This is a genomic window from Enterobacter sp. 296B2, from assembly GCF_034106185.1.
In the GTDB taxonomy this organism is placed as follows: domain Bacteria; phylum Pseudomonadota; class Gammaproteobacteria; order Enterobacterales; family Enterobacteriaceae; genus Enterobacter; species Enterobacter cloacae_N.
In genome coordinates this window covers 210037-226726 of the sequence record NZ_JAWNCA010000001.1, presented here as the reverse complement: position 1 = coordinate 226726, position 16690 = coordinate 210037, and the positions used below count along the sequence as shown (strand labels likewise).

Here is a 16690-nt window from a genome sequence, read left to right as displayed (position 1 = left end):
CCAGGTTAAAAAAAGAGCGGGGGGTAAATCACAGGGTCGTGCAGAACATTCCCCTCTCCCCTTCGGGGAGAGGGTCAGGGTGAGGGGCGACGTTACCTGAAATCACCCTGCTGGCGCGCCACCAGCGTCAGAATGGAATAGAGCGCCACGGCTTGCTGGTGCTGGTTGAAGATCTCAACCGCCCATTCCACCACGCCGGTCGGTCTTTCCTCGGCGGTACGCTGTTTCTTAAGCGTTTTGCGTTTGCAGGTCAAACGCACCTGGATGGTATCGCCCGGCTTGACCGGCTCGATAAAGCGCAGGTTTTCCATGCCGTAGTTGGCAATCACCGGCCCGACGCCCGCATCAACGAACAGTCCCGCCGCGGCGGAGATCAGGAAGTAGCCGTGCACCACGCGCTCGCCAAAGATCGACTCTGCCGCGCCGATCTTGTCCATATGGGCATAGAAGTGGTCGCCGCTCAGGCTGGCAAAGTTCACAATGTCCGCTTCCGTGAGGGTGCGGCGCGGCGTCAGCAGGCTGTCGCCCGGCTGCAGCTCCTCGAAGTATTTGCGGAACGGATGTACGCGATCCTCCTGCACCGCTGCGCCGCGTACCCACTGTTTGCCAATCGCGGCCAGCATCGACGGGCTGCCCTGAATCGCGGTGCGCTGCAGGTAGTGCTTCACCGCGCGCAGGCCGCCCAGCTCTTCGCCGCCGCCCGCGCGGCCCGGACCGCCGTGCACCAGCTGAGGCAGCGGGGAGCCGTGGCCGGTGGACTCTTTTGATGATTCCTCGTTAAGGATCTGAATACGCCCGTGGGCGCGCGCCGCACCGGCAATAAACTGGCGGGCAATCGCCGCATTTGCGGTTACCAGCGTGCCCGCCAGGCTGCCGCCGCCCGCGCGGGCAAGCTGCATCGCGTGGTCTACGCTGCGATACGGCATCAGCGTGGCGACCGGGCCGAAGGCTTCGGTATCGTGCACGGCGGGCGTTTCGTCCGGCTGCGCACAGAACAGCAGGGTCGGCGGGAAGAACGCCCCCGCGGCCTGCAGGTCCGCTTTGCCGCCCAGACGGATCTGGCAGCCTGCGGCGACCAGCCGATCCACTTTCTCCTGCACGTCCGCGCGCTGCTCGGCGTTGACCAGCGCCCCCATCTTCACCCCTTCCTGCGCCGGGTCGCCCACCACCACCTTTTCCAGGCGGGCAATCAGCGCCTGGCTCACGGTGTCAATCTGGTTTTGCGGAACGATAATGCGGCGAATGGCCGTGCATTTTTGCCCGGCCTTAGCGGTCATCTCGCGGGCCACTTCGCGGATGAACAGCGCAAACTCCGGCTGCTCCGGCGTGACGTCTTCCCCCAGCACGCAGCAGTTCAGGGAGTCGGCTTCCATGGTGAACGGTATCGAATTCGCCACAATATTCGGGTGCACGCGCAGGCTTTGCCCGGTGCTGGCAGAGCCGGTAAAAGTGACCACGTCCTGGCCGTCGAGCTGGTCGAGCAGATCGCCCGCGCTGCCGCAGATCAGGCTGATGGCACCGTCCGGCACCAGCCCGCTGTCGACGATGGATTTCACCATCGCCTGCGTCACCTGCGCGGTAGCGGTAGCGGGTTTAATAATGGCGGGCATCCCGGCAAGCCAGGTCGGCGCCAGCTTTTCCAGCATTCCCCAGCAGGGGAAGTTAAAGGCGTTGATATGCACCGCCACGCCGGATTTGGAGGTCAGGACGTGGCGCGCCGCAAAGCCGCCTTCTTTCGACAGGGGGATTAACTCATCTTCCGGCCACAGCGTGTCGTCCGGCAGCTCGCGGCTGCCCAGGCTTGCATAGGTGAAGAGGGTGCCGATCCCGCCTTCAATATCTACCCAGCTGTCCGCCTTCGTTGCCCCGGTCTGGGCTGACAGGGCATAAAACGTCTCTTTCTCGCTGAGCAGGTGCTTTGCCACCGCCTTCAGCATGGCGGCACGTTCGATAAAGGTCATGGCGCGTAATGCCTCGCCCCCCTGCTCAATGGCATAGCGACGGGCGGCCGCCATGTCCAGCCCTTCGCTGGTCACTTCCCAGAGTGCTTCGCCGCTGATGGCGTGATGTATCGCGCGTTCGCGGCCCCGGCCAGACTGCCAGGTACCGGACACGAAGCTGGCTAACTGCTGCATCGCTTATCTCCAAGTGTTTCGTTATTTCACTATTAATAGTTTGATCGCGAATCATAAAAATCAAGCTGTGTTTTTAATGAATTGTTAACGTTGTGATCTGGCTGGACGAATCGCATCGCGTAAAGGCGCTTTCTGCAAGGCCTGTAGTAAAAGCCTTGCGAGCAGCATCACAAAACCGGGAAACAATTCTTGGGGTTATATTTAACCTTTGTGTAACTTTTAAAAAACAAAGTGATTCAACATTTCGCTTTAATTTGCATACTAACGAATCATAAAGGTGAAGATGTGACGCAAGAACAACGGTTTGAGCAGCGCATAGCGCAGGAGACGGCGATTGAGCCTCAGGACTGGATGCCGGAAGCCTACCGTAAAACGCTGATCCGCCAGATTGGTCAGCACGCGCACTCCGAAATTGTCGGCATGCTGCCGGAAGGAAACTGGATCGCTCGCGCGCCGACGCTGCGTCGTAAAGCCATTCTGCTGGCGAAGGTGCAGGACGAAGCCGGACACGGGCTCTACCTCTACAGCGCGGCGGAAACGCTGGGCTGCGCGCGGGAAGACATCTACCAGAAGATGCTCGACGGCAGGATGAAATACTCCTCCATTTTCAACTATCCGACCCTGAGCTGGGCCGATATCGGCGTGATTGGCTGGCTGGTGGACGGCGCCGCCATCGTCAACCAGGTGGCGCTGTGCCGGACCTCCTACGGTCCGTATGCCAGGGCGATGGTGAAAATCTGTAAAGAAGAGAGTTTCCACCAGCGTCAGGGCTTTGAAGCCTGCATGGCGCTGGCGCAGGGCAGTGAGGCCCAGCGCCAGATGCTGCAGGACGCCATCAACCGCTTCTGGTGGCCAGCGCTGATGATGTTCGGGCCGAACGATGACAACTCGCCGAACAGCGCCCGCAGCCTGGCCTGGAAAATCAAACGCTTCGGCAATGACGAGCTGCGCCAGCGCTTTGTTGACAACACGGTGCCGCAGGTGGAGATGCTGGGCATGACGGTGCCGGATCCCGACCTGCGCTTTGACGAAGAAAGCGGCCACTACCGCTTCGGCGAGATCGACTGGCAGGAGTTTGACGAGGTCATTAACGGGCGCGGCATCTGCAACCACGAGCGCCTGGCCGCGAAACGTAAAGCCTGGGAAGAGGGGGCGTGGGTGCGCGAAGCCGCACTGGCGCACGCGGAAAAACAGCGCGCCCGTCAGGCCGCATAAGAGGAAGTAACAATGAGCAATGTCTACTGGCCGCTGTACGAAGTGTTCGTACGCAGCAAACAAGGGTTATCCCACCGTCACGTGGGCAGCCTGCATGCCGCCGACGATCGCATGGCGCTGGAAAATGCGCGTGATGCCTACACTCGCCGCAGCGAAGGGTGCTCTATCTGGGTGGTAAAGGCGAGCGAGATTGTCGCCTCCCAGCCGGAAGAGAGCGGTGAGTTCTTCGACCCGGCGGAAAGCAAGGTTTACCGCCATCCGACGTTCTATACCATCCCTGACGGCATCGAGCATATGTGAGGCAAAGAATGAATTCAGTGACTGCCTATGCCCTGCGTCTGGGCGACAACGGTCTGGTGCTCTCCCATCGTCTCGGCGCCTGGTGCGGCCACGCGCCGGAGCTGGAAATTGACCTTGCGCTCGCCAATATCGGTCTCGACCTGCTGGGCCAGGCGCGCAATTTCCTGACCTATGCCGCGGAATCAGAAGGCCAGGGCGATGAAGACACGCTGGCGTTTGGCCGCGACGAGCGTCAGTTCCGCAACGTCCTGCTGGTGGAGCAGCCGAACGGCAGCTTCGCCGAAACCATTGCCCGCCAGTACCTGATGGATGCCTGGAATGTGGCGCTGTACGAGCGGCTGACCCAAAGTCGCGATAGCCAGCTTGCCGCCATTGCCGCCAAAGCGATTAAAGAGGTGCGCTACCACCTGCGCTTCAGCCGCGGCTGGCTGGTGCGTCTGGGCGACGGGACCGAAACATCCGCGCAAAAAATGCAGCAGGCTATCGACAATCTGTGGCGTTTTACGGCGGAGCTGTTTGACGCCGATGACGTCGAGCTGGCGCTGATTGACGCCGGCGTGGCGGTTGACCCGCGCGTCCTGCGCCAGCCGTGGGAAAGCGAAGTCTTTGCCGGTCTGAATGAAGCCTGCCTGCAGGTGCCCGCAGAGGTGGCATACCGCACCGGGGGCAAGAGGGGGCTGCATACCGAACATCTGGGCCCGATGCTGGCGGAGATGCAGTATCTCCAGCGCGCGTATCCCGGTCAGCAGTGGTAAAGGAGAACGCCATGCAACGCCTCGTCGACATCGCGCCCGCGCAAATTCCGCAGATCTGGTCGCTGTTAAGCCAGATCCCCGATCCGGAAGTGCCGGTATTAACCATCACCGATTTAGGCATGGTGCGCAGCGTGAAGGCGCAAGGGGAAGGCTGGGTCATTGGCTTCACGCCAACCTACTCAGGCTGTCCGGCAACGGAACACCTGCTGGGGGCGATCCGCGACGCGATGACCGCGCACGGCTTTACCCCTGTACACATTGTGCTCCAGCTTGAACCCGCCTGGACCACCGACTGGATGACCGCCGACGCGCGCGAGCGCCTGCGGGCGTACGGCATTAGCCCGCCCGTGGGGCATAGCTGTCACGCGCACGCGCCTTTGGAGGTGAGCTGCCCGCGCTGCGCCAGCACTGACACCTCGCTTATCAGTGAATTTGGCTCGACGGCCTGCAAAGCGCTCTACCGCTGCAACACCTGCCGCGAGCCCTTCGACTATTTCAAATGTATTTGAGGCTGCCATGACAACGTTTTATTCATTAACAGTGGCAAAAGTGGAACCCGAAACCCGCGACGCGGTGACGATTACCTTCGCGGTGCCGCAGGCGCTGCAGGACGCCTACCGCTTCCGCCCCGGCCAGCACCTGACGTTAAAAACGAAGCTTGACGGAGACGATCTACGCCGCTGCTACTCCATCTGCCGGAGTAACGCCCCGGGCGAGATCAGCGTGGCGGTCAAAGCCATCGACGGCGGGCGCTTTTCCCGCTACGCCCGGGATGAGATCAAAGCGGGTATGGCTCTGGAGGTGATGGTGCCTCAGGGGCAGTTTGGCTACCAGCCGCGGGCTGAACGTGAAGGCCACTATCTGGCGATTGCGGCAGGCTCCGGGATCACCCCGATGCTGGCGATTATCTCCGCTACGCTTGCGACCGAACCCAACAGCCATTTCACCCTGATCTACGGCAACCGCAGCAGCCAGAGCATGATGTTCCGCCAGGCGCTGGCGGACCTGAAGGACAAATATCCGCAGCGGCTGCAGCTGGTCTCTATCTTCAGCCAGGAGCGGCTGGACAGCGATCTGCTCTTTGGCCGCATCGACGGAGAAAAGCTGCAGGCGCTGGCGAAAACCCTGATTAACTTCCGTCAGTACGACGAGGCGTTTATCTGCGGCCCGTCGGCGATGATGGATGATGCCGAAGCCACGCTGAAGGCGCTGGGGATGCCGGACAAAGCCATTCACCTTGAGCGCTTTAACACGCCGGGCACTACCGTTAAACGCGCGGCGCACGTCCAGGCGGAAGGTCAGAAAGTGACCGTTCGCCAGGACGGGCGTGACCGTGAAATCACCCTGACGGCGGACGACGAAAGCATCCTCGACGCCGCCCTGCGTCAGGGGGCGGATCTGCCGTACGCCTGCAAGGGCGGCGTGTGCGCCACCTGTAAATGCAAAGTGCTACGCGGGAAGGTGGACATGGCGACCAACTACAGCCTGGAGCCGGATGAGCTGGCCGCCGGGTATGTGCTGAGCTGCCAGTCGCTGCCGTTAACCGCCGACGTGATTGTCGACTTCGACGCGAAGGGGATGGCATGAGCGAACTGATTGTTACCCGCCATGGCCGCGTGCTGCAGCTGACGCTCAACCGTCCGGCGGCGCGCAACGCCCTCAACAACGCGCTGTTAACCGAACTTGCTGAGCAGCTTGAGGCTGCCGCCGTGGATGCCGACATCGCCGTCTGCGTGATTTACGGCAGCGAGCGCTGCTTTGCCGCCGGGGCCGATCTCAACGAAATGGCGGAGAAAGACCTGCCCGCCACCCTGAACGATATCCGCCCGCAGCTGTGGGCGCGCATTAACGCGTTCAGCAAACCGCTGATCGCCGCCGTGAACGGCTTCGCGCTGGGGGCAGGCTGCGAGCTGGCGCTGCTGTGCGACGTGGTGATTGCTGGCGATAACGCCCGCTTTGGCCTGCCGGAAATCACGCTGGGCATTATGCCCGGTGCGGGCGGCACCCAGCGTCTTATCCGCAGCGTCGGTAAATCCCTTGCCAGCAAAATGGTGCTGACCGGCGAGAGTATTTCCGCGCAGCAGGCGCTGAGCGCCGGGCTGGTCAGCGATGTTTTCCCGGCCGCGCTGACGCTGGAGTATGCCCTGAAGCAGGCGGCGCTGATGGCGCGCCACTCGCCGCTGGCGCTGCAGGCGGCGAAACAGGCGCTGCGCCAGTCTCAGGAGGTGCCGCTCCAGGCCGGTCTGGCCCAGGAGCGCCAGCTGTTTACGCTGCTTTCTGCCACCGAAGACCGCCGGGAAGGCATCGACGCCTTCTTACAAAAACGCACCCCCGACTTTAAAGGACGTTAATTGTGGAATTTATTCTCAGTCATGTAGAACAGGGCGTGATGACCATTACGCTGAACCGTCCGGAGCGTCTGAACAGCTTCAACGACGTGATGCACCAGCAGCTGGCCGAGTGCCTGAAACAGGCCGAGCGTGATGACACCGTGCGCTGCCTGCTGATCACCGGGGCAGGACGCGGCTTCTGTGCCGGGCAGGATCTGAACGACCGCAACGTCGACCCCAACGGCCCGGCGCCGGATCTGGGCATGTCCGTTGAAACCTTCTACAACCCGCTGGTGCGCCGCCTTGCAAAGCTGCCGAAGCCGGTCATCTGTGCCGTTAACGGCGTGGCGGCGGGCGCGGGGGCCACGCTGGCGCTCGGGTGCGACATGGTGATTGCCGCCCGTTCCGCCAACTTCGTGATGGCCTTCAGTAAGCTCGGCCTGGTGCCGGACTGCGGCGGCACCTGGCTGCTGCCGCGCGTGGCCGGACGCGCCCGCGCCATGGGGCTGGCGCTGCTCGGCGACAAGCTCAGCGCCGAACAGGCGCAGGCGTGGGGGATGATCTGGCAGGTGGTGGATGACGAACAGCTCTCCGCTACGGCGCAGCAGATGGCGCTGCACTTTGCCTCGCAGCCGACCTTCGGGCTGGGGCTGATCAAGCAGGCCATCAATGCCGCGGAAACCAACACCCTGGACGCCCAGCTCGATCTGGAGCGTGACTATCAGCGGCTGGCCGGGCGCAGCGACGACTACCGCGAGGGCGTCAGCGCCTTCCTGGCGAAGCGCACGCCGAACTTTACGGGGAAATAAGATGCTGAACGTACGGACTGTCGCCGTGATTGGCAGCGGCACGATGGGCGCCGGGATTGCCGAAGTGGCGGCCAGCCATGGGCATCAGGTGCTGCTCTACGACATCTCCAGCGATGCGGTATCCCGCGCTATCGACGGGATCCGCCAGCGTCTGGCCTCCCGGGTGACGCGCGGAAAACTCTCCGCCGATGCCGGGAGCCAGATCCTTGCCCGGCTGGTTCCGGTCACGGATATCACCGCGCTCTCCACAGCTGAACTGGTGATTGAAGCGGCATCCGAGCGGCTGGAGGTGAAAAAGGCGCTGTTTGCGCAGCTGGCTGACATCTGCCCGCCGCAGACGGTGCTGACCAGCAATACCTCTTCCATCTCCGTCACGGCGATTGCCGCGGACATCCACCACCCGGAGCGGGTCGCAGGGCTGCATTTCTTTAACCCGGCGCCGGTGATGAAGCTGGTGGAGGTGGTCAGCGGGCTGGCGACCTCCCCGGAAGTGGCAGACGCGCTGTGCGAGCTGGCGCTGAACTGGGGCAAACAGCCCGTTCGCTGCCAGTCAACGCCGGGGTTCATCGTCAACCGCGTCGCCCGTCCGTTCTATTCCGAAGCCTGGCGCGCGCTGGAAGAGCAGGTCGCGCCGCCGGAGGTGATTGATGCCGCCCTGCGCGAAGGCGGCGGTTTCCCGATGGGGCCGCTGGAGCTGACCGACATGATTGGTCAGGACGTGAACTTCGCGGTGACCTGCTCGGTATTTAACGCCTTCTGGCAGGAGCGTCGTTTTCTGCCTTCGCTGGTGCAGCAGGAGCTGGTGCTGGCGGGAAGGCTTGGCAAAAAGAGCGGGAAGGGCGTCTACGACTGGCAGGGCGACAGGCCCGCCGTGCAATGGGTGCAGGCCGTGAACGATAGCTACAGCCCGATGCGCGTGGAAAAGAGACGTGACGGTGTCACCGAAATTGATGATGTATATCTGATTGAAACGCAAGGAGAAACCGCCCAGGCGCTGGCACTGCGGCTCAACGGCCCGGTGGTGGTGGTGGACCGCATCGAGCGCGACGTGGCGGTGATCGCCGCCGCTGCCAGCAACCCGCATACCGCAACGCAAAAAGCCATCCGCTATCTGCAGCAGCAGGGTAACCGGGTAGTGCAAATTGCCGATTATCCCGGCCTGCTGGTCTGGCGCACGGTGGCGATGATTGCCAACGAAGCGCTGGACGCCCTGCAAAAAGGGGTCGCCAGCGAGAAGGACATCGACACCGCCATGCGCCTGGGCGTCAACTACCCGAGCGGGCCGATTGCCTGGGGCGAGCGTCTGGGCTGGCAACGGCTGCTAACGCTTCTGGAAAACCTGCAGCGTCATTACGGCGAAGAACGCTATCGCCCCTGTTCCCTGCTGCGCCAGCGCGCGCTTCTGGAGAGTAGCTATGAGTCATAACGCCTGGCATAACGCCCGCGCCATGTACGAACGGGACGCCTGCGCGCAGGCGATGGGGATGGACATTGTCGAGATGGACGAGGGCTACGCGGTGGTGACCATGACCATCACCCCGCAGATGCTTAATGGCCACAAAACCTGCCACGGCGGACAGCTATTTTCGCTGGCAGATACCGCCTTTGCCTACGCCTGCAACAGCCAGGGGCTGGCGGCGGTAGCCTCCGGCTGCTCAATTGATTTTCTGCGTCCGGGCTTTGCCGGGGACACGCTCACCGCCACCGCGCGGGTGATGCATCAGGGCAAGCTGACCGGTGTGTATGACATTGAAATCCAGAATCAGCAACAGAAAACCGTCGCCCTTTTTCGCGGAAAATCTCACCGCATCGGCGGCAATGTGACAGGAGAGGCCTGATGCGTGACGCATTTATATGTGATGGCGTTCGAACTCCGGTGGGGCGCTACGGTGGCGCGCTTTCCGCAGTCCGAACTGACGATCTTGGTGCCATGCCGCTGCGCGCGCTGCTGGCCCGCTACCCGCAGCTCGACCTGGAGCGGATTGACGACGTGATTTTCGGCTGCGCTAACCAGGCGGGGGAAGATAACCGCAACGTAGCGCGCATGTCGTCCCTGCTGGCCGGGCTGCCGCAGACGGTGTCCGGGACCACCATTAACCGCCTGTGCGGGTCGGGGCTGGACGCGATTGGTTTTGCGGCGCGCGCCATTAAGGCGGGCGATGGTGACCTGCTGATCGCGGGCGGCGTGGAGTCGATGTCCCGCGCGCCGTTTGTGATGGGTAAAGCCACCGCCGCGTTTCAGCGTCAGGCGGAGATCTTTGATACCACCATCGGCTGGCGATTTGTGAATCCGCTCATGCATCAGCAATTCGGAACTGACAGTATGCCGGAAACGGCAGAGAATGTAGCTGAATTGTTAAATATCAGCCGTACCGATCAGGACGCGTTCGCGCTGCGCAGCCAGCAGCGTACCGCGCAGGCGCAGCAGAACGGCATCCTGGCGCAGGAGATTGTACCGGTTTCGATCCCAGGTAAAAAAGGGGCAGTCACGGAATTCAGCGTGGATGAACATCCGCGGGCGGACACTACGCTTGAGCAGCTTGCTGGTCTGAAAACGCCGTTTCGTAAGAACGGGGTGGTCACGGCGGGAAATGCCTCCGGCGTCAACGACGGCGCGGCGGCGCTGATCGTCGCCAGCGAGAAGATAGCGCTGGCGCAGGGATTAGTCCCGCGCACCCGGATCGTGGCGATGGCGACGGCAGGCGTGGAGCCACGTCTGATGGGCCTCGGCCCGGTACCGGCCACCCGCAAGGTGCTGGAGCGCGCCGGACTCAGCATTAACGATATGGACGTGATCGAGCTTAACGAAGCTTTCGCCTCGCAGGCGCTGGGCGTTCTGCGTCAGCTGGGCCTGCCGGATAATGCCGCGCACGTCAACCCGAACGGTGGCGCGATTGCGCTGGGTCACCCGCTGGGAATGAGCGGCGCCAGGCTGGCGCTGGCCGCGAGTAATGAACTGCACCGACGCGGCGGGCGCTACGCGCTGTGTACGATGTGCATCGGTGTGGGTCAGGGCATTGCCATGATCCTTGAGCGTGTTTGAGCATAAAAACAATGTGAGTACCCTGCGATGACAAATACAACAAAGCTTGATCCGATTGAAACGGCCTCCCTTGATGAACTGCAGGCGCTGCAGACCGCGCGTCTGAAATGGACGCTGCACCACGCCTATAGCAACGTCCCGATGTATAAACGCAAGTTTGACGCCGCGGGCGTTCACCCTGACGATTTCAACGAGCTGGCGGATATCCGCAAATTCCCGTGCACCACCAAGCAGGATCTGCGTGATAACTATCCGTTCGATACCTTTGCCGTGCCGATGGAGCAGGTGGTGCGTATTCACGCGTCATCCGGCACTACCGGCAAACCGACCGTTGTCGGCTACACGCAGGGCGACATCGACAACTGGGCCAACCTGGTGGCACGTTCACTGCGCGCGGCGGGCGGCAGCGCGAAGGACAAAATTCACGTGGCGTATGGCTATGGCCTGTTTACCGGTGGGCTGGGCGCGCACTACGGCGCCGAGCGTTTAGGGGCGACGGTGATCCCCATGTCCGGCGGCCAGACGGAGAAACAGGCGCAGCTGATCCGTGATTTCCAGCCGGACATGATCATGGTGACGCCATCCTACTGCCTCAACCTGATTGAGGAGCTGGAGCGCCAGATGGGCGGCGATGCCAGCGGCTGTTCCCTGCGCGTGGGCGTCTTTGGCGCCGAGCCGTGGACGCAGGCCATGCGTCGCGAAATTGAAAAACGCTTAGGGATTACGGCGCTGGACATTTACGGCCTCTCCGAGGTGATGGGGCCGGGCGTGGCGATGGAGTGTATCGAAACCGCCGATGGCCCGACCATCTGGGAAGATCACTTCTACCCGGAGATCGTCAACCCGAACGACGGCACGCCGCTGGATGACGGTCAGCAGGGCGAACTGCTGTTCACCACGCTGACCAAAGAGGCGCTGCCGGTGATCCGCTACCGCACCCGCGACCTGACGCGTCTGCTCCCGGCCACCGCGCGCAGCATGCGCCGCATGGACCGGATCAGCGGCCGCAGTGACGATATGCTGATCATTCGCGGCGTCAACGTCTTCCCGTCGCAGCTGGAAGAGGAGATTGTGAAGTTCGAGCATCTTTCTCCGCACTACCAGCTGGAGGTGAACCGTCGCGGGCATCTTGATTCACTTTCCGTGAAGGTGGAGCTGAAAGAGAGTAGCCTCACGCTGACGCACGAGCAGCGTTGCCAGGTGTGCCACCAGCTGCGCCACCGCATTAAGTCGATGGTAGGGATCTCCACCGACGTAATGATTGTTAACTGCGGCAGCATTCCGCGCTCAGAGGGGAAAGCCTGCCGGGTGTTTGACTTACGTAAAGTTGCGGCCAACGGTTAAACAACTCCCCCTCATCCTAACCTTCTCCCCAAAGGGGAGAAGGGACTGTACGGTGCGGTCTTTTCCCTCCCCAGAAAGGGGATAAGGAACTGCTCGGTGCGGCCTTTTCCCCTCTCCCCTCAGGGGAGAGGGCCAGGGTGAGGGGGAAACCCCAGAATCCTATGCTATGATTCATCCAGGACAAAAATAACAACAGAATGAATCACATGAATAAACTCGACGCCTTCATCCAGCACGCGGTCAGCTCCGTTCCCGTCAGCGGGACATCGCTTATCTCCTCGCTATACGGTGACGCGCTTTCCCACCGCGGCGGTGAGATTTGGCTCGGCAGCCTGGCCGCCTTGCTGGAAGGCATGGGATTCGGCGAGCGTTTCGTGCGCACCGCGCTGTTTCGCCTCAACAAAGAGGGCTGGCTGGATGTTTCCCGCATCGGGCGTCGCAGCTTTTACCGCCTGAGCGATAAGGGGCTTCGCCTGACGCGCCGCGCGGAGAATAAGATTTACCGCGCGGAACTGCCCGCCTGGGACGGCAAATGGCTGTTGCTGCTCTCCGAGGGGCTGGATAAAACCACCCTTGCCGACGTCAAAAAACAGCTGATCTGGCAGGGTTTCGGCACGCTGGCGCCGAGCCTGATGGCCTCGCCGTCACAGCATCTGGCGGACGTGCAGTCCCTGCTTCACGATGCCGGGGTGGCGGAAAACGTGATTTTCTTTGAAGCCCACTCGCCGCTGGCGCTCTCCCGCGCCGCGCTGCGTTCGCGGGTGGAGGAGTGCTGGCAGTTAACCGAGCAAAACGCGATGTACGAGTCGTTTATCAACTCGTTCCGTCCGCTGCTGCCGCTGTTAAAAGAGGCCGCGCCGGAGGAGCTGACGCCGGAACGCTGCTTCCAGATCCAGCTGCTGCTGATTCACTTTTATCGTCGCGTGGTGCTGAAAGATCCGCTGCTGCCGGAAGAGTTGCTGCCCGCGCACTGGGCGGGGCAAAGCGCCCGACAGCTCTGCATTAATATCTATCAGCGTGTCGCGCCGGGGGCGCTGGCGTTTGTCAGCGAGAAGGGCGAAACCTCCGTGGGCGAACTGCCCGTGCCCGGCACGCTCTACTATCAACGCTTTGGTGGTCTTACAAGCGCATAAGGAGTGAAGATGCCAGTTTATCAAATTGACGGTCTGACCCCGGTCGTGCCTGACGAGAGCTATGTTCACCCGACGGCGGTGCTGATTGGCGACGTGATCCTGGGTAAAGGCGTTTATGTTGGCCCTAACGCCAGCCTGCGTGGTGATTTTGGCCGTATCGTCGTGAAAGACGGTGCGAACATTCAGGATAACTGTGTGATGCACGGCTTCCCGGAGCAGGACACGGTGGTGGAGGAGGACGGGCATATCGGCCACAGCGCCATTCTCCACGGCTGCGTGATCCGCCGTAACGCGCTGGTGGGCATGAACGCGGTAGTCATGGATGGCGCGGTCATCGGTGAAAACAGCATCGTCGGCGCGGCGGCGTTCGTGAAGGCGAAAGCGGAGATGCCCGCCAACCATTTGATTATCGGCAGCCCGGCCAAAGCGATCCGTGAGCTAAGCGAGCAGGAGCTGGCGTGGAAGCGGCAGGGCACGCGGGAGTATCAGGTGCTGGTGGAGCGCTGCAAGCTGACTATGCACCAGGTTGAACCGCTGCGCGAGGTAGAGCCTGACCGGAAACGGCTGACGTTTGACGAGAATTTAAGGCCGAAGTCGGCGAACCAGGGGTAAGGTCGTCTTTTTTCGCCATATCCATCAATAGCGCAATGCCAATGTAATTACTCCAGTTAAAGGTATTTTGCAGCACCACCACCGCATTGCCTTTTTCTTTGTCATAACCGATAAAGCTGGAGTAGCCGCCGATATAGCCGACCTGATAGGTGATTTTTTCCAGGCCGATAAAGTCGGTGGTCCAGGCAATACCCTGCACTCCGTCGGGGCGTTGAATATCGGTATTTCTGACTTCGTCAAAAACGCTGTCCAGCAAGGGACTGTGGGTCGTTGAGACGTGATAGCGGGCATAGGCCGCCAGATCTTCGGCGTTGCTGTACAAGCTCGCTGCCGCCACCATGTTGTTAGAAAAATGCCAGTCCGGGGTGAGCTGCCCGCGCGGGATAAATTTCGGCTGATCGCCCGCGTGGCCGAGCGCCCGCTGCGGGTAGCCTTTGAGCTTCTGGGGCGTAAAACTGCTGTTAGCCATGTGCAGCGGACGGAAAATATAGCGTGAGGCTAAACTCTGAATATCTTCCCCGGTTTTGTGCTTCAGGATATAGCCGATCAGGGCGTAGCCGGTATTGGAGTATTGCGGCGTTTTATCCTTCGGCGCTCGCCAGTTGGCGAGATAATTCAGCACGTTATCGCTGTCCAGCTCACCGTAGAAGTTATCACCCGTGCTTAAATAGCGGATGAATTTTCCGAGCATCGGAACATCCATATTCTGGCGCGGCAGGCCGGAGGTGTGGGTTACCAGCTCCAGAAGAGTGATTTTTTGTGCATCCTTGCTTAGCGGCGTTCCCGCCGGTAGCAATGTCGCAAGGCTGTCGTTCCAGTTCAGTTGCCCCTCACTCACCAGACAGGCCACCACTTCCGCCGTGATCCCTTTGCTGAGCGAGCCGAGCGCAAACAGGGTGTCGGGCCTGACCGGATAGCGATTGACCGCATCGGTTACTCCCCAGGTATAAAACTGCGGTGAGCCGTGATTATGGATCACCGCGACCGTCATCCCGGGAACGGACTTTTGCGCCATGTAGTGACGCACCACGCTGTCAACGTCGCCATCCAGCGACTCATGGGTGAGAAGTTCCTGTGTACCTTCCGGGGAGGACATTTGTGAGAGCGTGCCGCAACCACTGAGGAGTGGGAGAGTAAGCAGAAGCCAGTGAATTTTTTTTGTTATGTTCTGCATACCTGATAGCGAGTGTGGTGATCATTGACGCGCCAGGAATGTACCACACTTAGCCTGCCATGAGGGAATTTTTCGGGTGACCCAATTACCGTCAATTTTGTGCCGGGAACGGAAGCGATATCCACCTGACAATGTTGCTGATATGATAATTTATTGTTAATCAGGAGGGGAAAATGGATACAAGCACGATTGTCACGTTATTCAAATTCAAACGCTGGGCAGACACGGAAACCTTACAAGCAATACAGAGGGTTGATGCCTCAGCCAATCCTGAAAAGCACCATCTGATGCTCAGACTTATGAATCATGTTTATGTCGTGGATATGATTTTCAGAGCAAATATTACTGGTCAAACGCATCAATACACCGCGTTGAATACGCCAGAAACGCCGTCTGCAGACGAGCTTCTGAATAACATGACTGAATGCACTGACTGGTATATTAAGCACTCAGGTTCAATGGACATTCCCGGACTTTCTGAAATCATCAAATTCCGCTTCGTCGATGGCGGACACGGTGAAATGAAAGCGGTGGATATGCTTAATCATGTGCTGTTTCACAGTATCTATCATCGCGGCGCTGTGGGCTGGATGCTTTCTGAAACGGGTATAACCCCTCCAAAGGATGTGCTAACCGTTTTTCTAAGAGATCATCATTAACATGACTCATTTTCATCAGCTTACCGCCGCCCGTCTGGATGGGCAGCTTATCTCTATGGCCGACTATGCGGGGAAGGTGGTTCTGGTCGTGAATACTGCCAGCCACTGTGGCTTTACGCCGCAATATGCGGGTCTTGAAGCGCTATACAAAAAATATGCCGAACGAGGGTTAGTGGTGCTGGGCTTCCCCTGCAACCAGTTCGGCAAACAGGAACCCGGCGGCACCGACGAAATCTCGAAAACCTGTTACATCAACTACGGCGTGAGTTTCCCGATGTTTGAGAAAGTCGAGGTCAACGGTAACGCAGCGCATCCGCTGTTTCGTTATCTGAAAAATGAATTGCCCGGCGTGCTGGGGGGGCGGATCAAGTGGAACTTTACTAAGTTTCTGATTGGACGCGACGGTAAACCACTCAAGCGTTTTGCACCGATGACTACGCCCGAGAAAATGGAGGGGGCGATTGTCGCCGCACTGGGAAGCCAGGCGTTGTAGGTGTTGGAACTTGCCTGGCGTCGATAACGTCCGAAATGCTGATGTTCACTTTTGTAACGAGCGACATTGCTATAAATGCCGGCCCGTTTCGTTATCCTACAGCACCTCAGTCACTTCAAATTCTTCTGCAATCAACTCCATATCTTCAGAAAAATGACCTTCGCTGGTGAAAAATCGCTGATGCTCTTTCTGCCAGTATTCAAGGCTTAAATCACCTTCACCTTCTTTACGGGCAAACGCCTCAGTAACATCACAAAAACGCACCAGCCGCATTGAAACGAGCCTGGTTACGCAAACAGGGACATTCTGACCATCGAGGATAATGTTATAGCTCCCGATCCTGGGAGCAGATTGTTCCTGCTGGTAAGAGGCAAAAGATCCACAGGAGGCCGTTTTAATCCCTTTTTTAATCAGATCCGCAAGCTCGCTGGCCAGTTCCGGACTGTCACCCATTTGCCAGGCCTCTGCGCCTGGATATTTCACTCTAATTTCCTCAACCGTAACCATTAAGAACCCTTTAAAACTGCCGATGATAAGAAACGTTATACGGGTTTTAGCATGTGCTGTCCCGACTTCATGTGTGAGCATTCTGTAGCCATGGATTCAGGAAAGCCTCGAAATGAGGTCAGCCGCGCCATTCAGGCAACCGAGCAATGACTGCTGACGTTTCCGTCTAATCAACCAGGTG

18 protein-coding genes are annotated in these 16690 nt (G+C 59.9%); 15 read left to right on the top strand and 3 right to left on the bottom strand.

Annotated elements, in window-relative coordinates:
* Window positions 1-92 precede the first annotated feature (92 nt).
* Entirely contained in the window at window positions 93-2135 is a 2043-nt protein-coding gene (gene paaZ / locus URZ40_RS01065; protein WP_320719612.1) for a phenylacetic acid degradation bifunctional protein PaaZ, read from the bottom strand.
* Between the two features lie 285 nt (window positions 2136-2420).
* Between paaZ and paaA the strand changes: the two genes are divergently transcribed.
* From paaA to paaY, 13 genes are all read left to right on the top strand, one after another.
* Entirely contained in the window at window positions 2421-3350 is a 930-nt protein-coding gene (gene paaA / locus URZ40_RS01060; protein WP_316379053.1) for a 1,2-phenylacetyl-CoA epoxidase subunit PaaA, read from the top strand.
* A gap of 12 nt (window positions 3351-3362) precedes the next feature.
* On the top strand, window positions 3363-3650 hold the full coding sequence (paaB, locus tag URZ40_RS01055) for a 1,2-phenylacetyl-CoA epoxidase subunit PaaB (RefSeq protein ID WP_003857353.1): 288 nt from the start codon (window positions 3363-3365) through the stop codon (window positions 3648-3650).
* Window positions 3651-3658: 8 nt separating this feature from the next.
* On the top strand, window positions 3659-4405 hold the full coding sequence (paaC, locus tag URZ40_RS01050) for a 1,2-phenylacetyl-CoA epoxidase subunit PaaC (RefSeq protein WP_320719610.1): 747 nt from the start codon (window positions 3659-3661) through the stop codon (window positions 4403-4405).
* An 11-nt stretch (window positions 4406-4416) separates the two neighbouring features.
* Window positions 4417-4914 carry a 1,2-phenylacetyl-CoA epoxidase subunit PaaD gene (paaD, locus tag URZ40_RS01045; RefSeq protein ID WP_166711004.1) on the top strand — a complete coding sequence of 166 codons (498 nt, stop codon included), beginning with the start codon at window positions 4417-4419 and terminating at the stop codon, window positions 4912-4914.
* Between the two features lie 7 nt (window positions 4915-4921).
* Window positions 4922-5992, top strand: coding sequence for a 1,2-phenylacetyl-CoA epoxidase subunit PaaE (gene paaE, locus URZ40_RS01040; RefSeq protein ID WP_316379055.1), 1071 nt, complete (start codon window positions 4922-4924; stop codon window positions 5990-5992).
* On the top strand, window positions 5989-6756 hold the full coding sequence (paaF, locus tag URZ40_RS01035) for a 2,3-dehydroadipyl-CoA hydratase PaaF (protein ID WP_316379056.1): 768 nt from the start codon (window positions 5989-5991) through the stop codon (window positions 6754-6756). The genes paaE and paaF overlap by 4 nt, the downstream gene beginning before the upstream one ends.
* The gene (gene paaG / locus URZ40_RS01030) at window positions 6756-7544 is read left to right on the top strand and encodes a 2-(1,2-epoxy-1,2-dihydrophenyl)acetyl-CoA isomerase PaaG (protein WP_116340151.1); all 789 of its coding nucleotides are present in this window, start codon (window positions 6756-6758) and stop codon (window positions 7542-7544) included. Before paaF ends, paaG begins: the two co-directional genes overlap by 1 nt.
* 1 nt (window position 7545) lies before the next feature.
* On the top strand, window positions 7546-8970 hold the full coding sequence (gene paaH, locus URZ40_RS01025) for a 3-hydroxyacyl-CoA dehydrogenase PaaH (RefSeq protein ID WP_320719609.1): 1425 nt from the start codon (window positions 7546-7548) through the stop codon (window positions 8968-8970).
* Entirely contained in the window at window positions 8960-9382 is a 423-nt protein-coding gene (paaI, locus tag URZ40_RS01020; RefSeq protein WP_116340147.1) for a hydroxyphenylacetyl-CoA thioesterase PaaI, read from the top strand. The genes paaH and paaI overlap by 11 nt, the downstream gene beginning before the upstream one ends.
* Window positions 9382-10587, top strand: coding sequence for a 3-oxoadipyl-CoA thiolase (pcaF, locus tag URZ40_RS01015; protein WP_316379059.1), 1206 nt, complete (start codon window positions 9382-9384; stop codon window positions 10585-10587). The genes paaI and pcaF overlap by 1 nt, the downstream gene beginning before the upstream one ends.
* Before the next feature lie 27 nt (window positions 10588-10614).
* Window positions 10615-11931: a phenylacetate--CoA ligase PaaK gene (gene paaK / locus URZ40_RS01010; protein ID WP_116340143.1), complete on the top strand. Its 1317-nt coding sequence runs from the start codon at window positions 10615-10617 to the stop codon at window positions 11929-11931.
* 197 nt (window positions 11932-12128) lie between these two features.
* Window positions 12129-13064: a phenylacetic acid degradation operon negative regulatory protein PaaX gene (gene paaX, locus URZ40_RS01005; protein ID WP_021241337.1), complete on the top strand. Its 936-nt coding sequence runs from the start codon at window positions 12129-12131 to the stop codon at window positions 13062-13064.
* Window positions 13065-13073: 9 nt separating this feature from the next.
* Complete coding sequence (gene paaY / locus URZ40_RS01000; RefSeq protein WP_023327376.1) at window positions 13074-13676, top strand: phenylacetic acid degradation protein PaaY; 603 nt, start codon at window positions 13074-13076, stop codon at window positions 13674-13676.
* Here the strand turns inward: paaY and URZ40_RS00995 are convergent.
* Window positions 13579-14850, bottom strand: coding sequence for a serine hydrolase (locus tag URZ40_RS00995; RefSeq protein ID WP_116340139.1), 1272 nt, complete (start codon window positions 14848-14850; stop codon window positions 13579-13581). The two genes, paaY and URZ40_RS00995, sit on opposite strands and share 98 nt — an antisense overlap.
* A 173-nt stretch (window positions 14851-15023) precedes the next feature.
* On the opposite strand from URZ40_RS00995, the gene URZ40_RS00990 reads away from it, so the two are divergent.
* Together URZ40_RS00990 and URZ40_RS00985 are read left to right on the top strand one after the other, a co-directional pair.
* Window positions 15024-15509 (top strand): DinB family protein, encoded by a 486-nt coding sequence (locus tag URZ40_RS00990; RefSeq protein WP_320719608.1) that lies wholly within the window; start codon window positions 15024-15026, stop codon window positions 15507-15509.
* A 1-nt stretch (window position 15510) separates the two neighbouring features.
* Window positions 15511-16002 (top strand): glutathione peroxidase, encoded by a 492-nt coding sequence (locus URZ40_RS00985; RefSeq protein WP_302218588.1) that lies wholly within the window; start codon window positions 15511-15513, stop codon window positions 16000-16002.
* 96 nt (window positions 16003-16098) lie between these two features.
* Here the strand turns inward: URZ40_RS00985 and URZ40_RS00980 are convergent, their stop codons facing one another.
* On the bottom strand, window positions 16099-16509 hold the full coding sequence (locus URZ40_RS00980) for an ASCH domain-containing protein (RefSeq protein ID WP_302218829.1): 411 nt from the start codon (window positions 16507-16509) through the stop codon (window positions 16099-16101).
* Window positions 16510-16690 lie beyond the last annotated feature (181 nt).

Bases quoted from the DNA above. Each gene is read 5' to 3' on its own strand.
- paaZ (WP_320719612.1), bottom strand. From the start codon at position 2,135: ATGCAGCAGTTAGCCAGCTTCGTGTCCGGTACCTGGCAGTCTGGCCGG.
- paaB (WP_003857353.1), top strand. From the start codon at position 3,363: ATGAGCAATGTCTACTGGCCGCTGTACGAAGTGTTCGTACGCAGCAAA.
- paaC (WP_320719610.1), top strand. From the start codon at position 3,659: ATGAATTCAGTGACTGCCTATGCCCTGCGTCTGGGCGACAACGGTCTG.
- paaD (WP_166711004.1), top strand. From the start codon at position 4,417: ATGCAACGCCTCGTCGACATCGCGCCCGCGCAAATTCCGCAGATCTGG.
- paaE (WP_316379055.1), top strand. From the start codon at position 4,922: ATGACAACGTTTTATTCATTAACAGTGGCAAAAGTGGAACCCGAAACC.
- paaF (WP_316379056.1), top strand. From the start codon at position 5,989: ATGAGCGAACTGATTGTTACCCGCCATGGCCGCGTGCTGCAGCTGACG.
- paaH (WP_320719609.1), top strand. From the start codon at position 7,546: ATGCTGAACGTACGGACTGTCGCCGTGATTGGCAGCGGCACGATGGGC.
- paaI (WP_116340147.1), top strand. From the start codon at position 8,960: ATGAGTCATAACGCCTGGCATAACGCCCGCGCCATGTACGAACGGGAC.
- pcaF (WP_316379059.1), top strand. From the start codon at position 9,382: ATGCGTGACGCATTTATATGTGATGGCGTTCGAACTCCGGTGGGGCGC.
- paaK (WP_116340143.1), top strand. From the start codon at position 10,615: ATGACAAATACAACAAAGCTTGATCCGATTGAAACGGCCTCCCTTGAT.
- paaX (WP_021241337.1), top strand. From the start codon at position 12,129: ATGAATCACATGAATAAACTCGACGCCTTCATCCAGCACGCGGTCAGC.
- paaY (WP_023327376.1), top strand. From the start codon at position 13,074: ATGCCAGTTTATCAAATTGACGGTCTGACCCCGGTCGTGCCTGACGAG.
- URZ40_RS00995 (WP_116340139.1), bottom strand. From the start codon at position 14,850: ATGCAGAACATAACAAAAAAAATTCACTGGCTTCTGCTTACTCTCCCA.
- URZ40_RS00990 (WP_320719608.1), top strand. From the start codon at position 15,024: ATGGATACAAGCACGATTGTCACGTTATTCAAATTCAAACGCTGGGCA.
- URZ40_RS00985 (WP_302218588.1), top strand. From the start codon at position 15,511: ATGACTCATTTTCATCAGCTTACCGCCGCCCGTCTGGATGGGCAGCTT.
- URZ40_RS00980 (WP_302218829.1), bottom strand. From the start codon at position 16,509: ATGGTTACGGTTGAGGAAATTAGAGTGAAATATCCAGGCGCAGAGGCC.